Genomic DNA, 4,336 nt, shown 5'->3' with positions numbered 1-4,336 from the left:
GGCCCCTGAACATTAAAGGGGCACAGATATACGGTAGGGGGATCAGACCGAGAACGGGAGAGGTCGGAAGCCTGTTTCATCGAGTGCCGGCTTGTCTTCCCATATGTAGTCGCCGGTGAGGTTCACGTGCTCCCAGGTAAGCGGCGAGAGGCTGGATAGCAAATGATCAGGCACATGCTGACCGCCGGTGTGCAAGGCATCGACCACGCGGCCGGTATAGATCGTGTTCCAGTGAATGATGGCGGTGACAACCAGGTTGAGGGCGGAGGCCCGGATCGAGAGATTTTCCTGGCTGCGATCGCGGAAGCGGCCGAGGCGATGGAGATTGACGGCCCGCACGAGGCTGTTGCGGCTTTCCCCTTTGTTCAGTTCTGCCGTTGTCGTCTTTCTCAGTTCCTCGTCGTTGATCCAGTCCAGCGTGAACAGAGTTCGCTCGATCCGGCCCATCTGACGTAGTGCCTGGGCAAGACCGCTTTGCCTGGTCGTTGATGACAGCCGTTTGAGCATGAGCGAAGCGCTGACGGTGCGGGTGCGCAGTGAGGTCATCAAGCGCAGAATCTCGTCCCAGTGCGCCCGGATCAAATCGGCGTCGATGCGATCGCCCATGACATTCTGGAGAATGCCATACTGCTTGCCGGGGCCAAAGCCGTAGAGGCATCGGCCATCGAGATCGGGAATGCGCGGGACAAATGCAAAGCCTAGCGCATGGCAGAAGGCGAAGACGAGATCACTGACGCCGCCACCATCGACATGATGGCGCACGATGTCGAGGCCCGCATCCGTTTCGAGAAGCGCGTCGAGAACATGGACGGCCTCGCTCGCCGTGGCGGCGATGATTTTGGTATGGAAGGGAGCATATCGACCGGAGATCGCCGTGTAGAGCTTGATGATCGGGTTGGTTCCGTAACGGCCGTTGACGCCACCGGCGATTTCGCCGCCATCGCCGAGATGGATATGTTGTCCGTCGGAAGACGATATCGTGTTCGAACCGAAAACAGTGGCGATCGGCGCCGCGTGCTGGGCTTCGACCAGCCGGGCAAGTGCCAAGGTGAAGGTTTCCTCCCGGAAGTGCCAGATCGCCATCTGCTGTAGCTGGCGGCGTGTGATGCCGGGGCAGGCCAATGCCATCTTCGAGAAGCCGAGATTGGTGGCCTCGGCGATGAGCGCGGCATAGAAAATTCGCATATCGCCCGGCGTTCGGCCTGTCTGAAGATGCTCGAACAGTGAGCTGAAACCGGTCATTCGATCCACGTCGGCGACAAGATCCGTCAACCTGATCGGCGGCATGCTGCTCGCAACTCTCCTTGCGAAGGCGAGCGCGGCTTCGGTCTCGGCAGTTTTGACCGCAGGCACCCGCAGGCCCTTCGCGCCGATCCGCGTGTCGCCGCGACCCGCCTCCAGCCGGCTTGCTGCCTCACGCAATTTTTGATCGAGCGCCTCGGCTTTCTGGGCGAGATAGATCTCGACATCAACCGGGATGGCGACGGGAATGCGGGCCTCGGCCTTGATGATGGAATAAGTCTGATGGGAGATCATGCCCTCATCGAGGGCGCGATATGTGCGAGAACCTTTGATCCAGATCTCGTTGGCAGCGATCCGGTTCTTCAGCTCAACGATGACAAAGATTTCCAGCATTCTGCGGTCAACCGAGCCATCTGGCGTTCTGATTTCCTTGCTCCACCGCTTGTCGACCAGATCGAGCGCCGCTTTGATCCATTGCGCGTCCAGAGAGCGACGGCGGCTTTTCCCTGCGGCCGTCATTTGCATCACCACGTTGATGAAATCACGGCTCTGACGATTACCCTCGAACGTGAAGGCTGCCAGGAATGGTGCTGCAAAGCGCCGGATACGCATATATTGCGCCGGCAGATAGGCAATCAGATCATCGTCCTTGCGGGGACGAGATGCTGCCTTCGCAGCCGCGGTTGCCCGCATCAACTGCTCCCAGCCGCCGACTGCATTGACCGCCTCATCGAGCGAAAGGTCGGTTTCTCGCCTGGCAGCGATCGCCTCACCGAAGCCCACGAAGAAATCCAGCGCCGATGTCGCCGAGGTGGCGGTTTCCAGCAGTCGTTTGTCGCGCTCTGCCTCGGCCCGCCGAAACGCCTTGCCGATCAGGACTTCGAACATGGCGATTGCGGCATCCGTGAGCGCGATTTCCATCTCCAGAAGGAAAGCTGCGAGCGTAGCATATCGGCGGCCGGGCCGCATTTGCTCGAAGTTCTGGGCGGTCAGGCGCCGGCCCTCTTGTGCCATGCGGCTCACCCGATGGGCGGGGACGGCCTGAAGCACATCACTTGAAAGGCCAACGTGGCGCACGGCCTCAAGCCGATCGATCAGACCCCGCATCGCTGCGTCTCCAGCCTTTCCGGCAGGTTCACGTAACCAGGAGACCCCGCTCTGGCGGACGCGTGGACCAATACCGAGCAGCGCTTCCATTCTGACGATGATGTCGGGCGTCAGCCTTCCGGCAACATCGGCAAACAGCGCCTCCTCAGCCTCGGTGCATGCCTGTCCGGCCATCCGTTCGATCACGGTGATGCCGGGAATGACGATACGCCGCCGGCGCATCTCATCGGCGAGAGCGGCGACGACGAATTTGTCCTTGGTCGAGGCGATCGCCACGCCGCGCGCGAAGGCAAGCAGATCGGTGCGCAACGGGTGGCTCAGCTCGCTGAACCCGTAGTGTTGGCGGAGGACGGTCAGTTGTTCGTAGCGTGTGGGCGCTCTTCGTGCGAAGCTGGCAAGTGCATTCGGCTCGATGCGGAGTTGCTCGGCAAGGAAGGTGAGCGCGCTTTCCGGGATGACCTCTCCGCGCTGGATGAGACGGCCGGGATAACGGAGCGCACAAAGCTGAAGGGCCAAGCCAAGACGGGTATCGTCGCGACGGCGCGTTTCCAGAAGACGATGGTCCTCATCATCAAGGCTCCAATGGCGGATCAGGGTGTCGTCGTCGCTGGGCAGGGCAAGGAAATTCTGCCGTTCGGCATCCGTCAAAATCATGCGGCGAGGCATCGGCGCTCCATATGTCACAAAAAGACTGGAGATAACCGTTCGCGGAGCTTACTTTGCAAGACGGGTTATGTGACAATCTACAGGCTTTGGCGCGGCCAAATCGAAATTGTCACGCAGACGGACGAATAAATGACAGCTCTGATCGGATATGCGCGAGTGTCGAAAGCCGACGGCAGCCAGGTCCATGACCTTCAGCGTGACGCGCTGGCACAGGCTGGTGTCGACGCCAACAATGTCTATGAGGATGCCGCGTCAGGAAAGAAAGAGGACCGTCCAGGTCTCACCGCCTGCATGAAGGCGCTGCGTCGCGGTGACACGCTTGTCGTCTGGAAGCTCGATCGACTCGGCCGCGATCTCCGCCACCTCGTCAATCTGGTCGATGATCTGACCCAACGGCATATCGGCCTCAAGGTTCTGGCAGGTGAAGGGGCGTCGATCGACACCTCGACGGCGAATGGCCGGCTGGTGTTCGGCATATTCGCGGCGCTGGCTGAGTTCGAGCGGGCATTGATCATTGAGCGCACCAAAGCTGGTCTCGCCGCCGCACGCGCACGTGGCCGGAACGGCGGAGCGCCCTTCAAAATGACGCCGGCGAAGCTGCGCCTTGCTCAGGCAGCAATGGGGAAGCCGGAAACCAAGGTGGCCGATCTTTGCGCCGAACTCGGTATCACACGACAGACGCTCTACCGGTTTGTCGATCCTAAGGGCGCGCTGCGCACCGATGGAGAGCGGCTGCTTATGCGGAAGGCAAAGAAATGAAACGAGTCCTCATCGTCGGTTGTCCGGGCGCCGGGAAATCCACACTCGCCAAAGAACTGGCCGAAGCGACCCGCTTGCCCGTCGTCCACCTCGATAGACATTACTGGCAGCCGGGCTGGCAAAGGCCGGATAGCGCATCATGGCAGAAAACCGTCGAAAAGCTTGCGGCGCAATCTGAATGGATTATGGACGGGAATTATAGCGGCACGCTTGAGCAGCGATTGGCATCTGCGGACACGCTTATCCATCTCGATTACACAACATCGTTATGCCTGTGGCGAGTTATTCGACGAACGGTATCCGGTTTGGGCCGAAATCGCGGTGATCAGCTCGCGCCGGGATGTCCTGAACGCTTTGATTGGGCCTTCTTCCGATTTGTGATCAATTACCGAAAGGAGCAACGACAGCGCGACCTTGCTCGAATGGAAGGATTTGCCGGTCGGGTGTTCCGGTTCACCTCGCCAGCCGAACTGTTGGGCTTCGTAGCTGCCATCAAGAAGGCTGCGCAAAAGGCGTGAAATCGGCCTACCGTATATCTGTGCCCCTTTAATGTTCAGGGGCC

3 protein-coding genes are annotated in these 4,336 nt (G+C 60.0%); 2 read left to right on the top strand and 1 reads right to left on the bottom strand.

The window, feature by feature from the left end:
- Positions 1-42: 42 nt before the first annotated feature.
- Positions 43-3,015, bottom strand: coding sequence for a Tn3 family transposase (locus tag FHS81_RS18520; RefSeq protein WP_082186263.1), 2,973 nt, complete (start codon positions 3,013-3,015; stop codon positions 43-45).
- A gap of 129 nt (positions 3,016-3,144) precedes the next feature.
- Between FHS81_RS18520 and FHS81_RS18515 the strand changes: the two genes are divergently transcribed.
- Positions 3,145-3,774 (top strand): recombinase family protein, encoded by a 630-nt coding sequence (locus FHS81_RS18515; RefSeq protein ID WP_183755055.1) that lies wholly within the window; start codon positions 3,145-3,147, stop codon positions 3,772-3,774.
- On the top strand, positions 3,771-4,292 hold the full coding sequence (locus FHS81_RS18510) for an AAA family ATPase (protein ID WP_082186265.1): 522 nt from the start codon (positions 3,771-3,773) through the stop codon (positions 4,290-4,292). The genes FHS81_RS18515 and FHS81_RS18510 overlap by 4 nt, the downstream gene beginning before the upstream one ends.
- Positions 4,293-4,336: the final 44 nt, after the last annotated feature.

This window comes from Pseudochelatococcus contaminans, from assembly GCF_014195635.1.
In the GTDB taxonomy this organism is placed as follows: Bacteria; Pseudomonadota; Alphaproteobacteria; order Rhizobiales; family Beijerinckiaceae; genus Pseudochelatococcus; species Pseudochelatococcus contaminans.
This window is presented reverse-complemented; position numbering and strand designations above follow the sequence as displayed.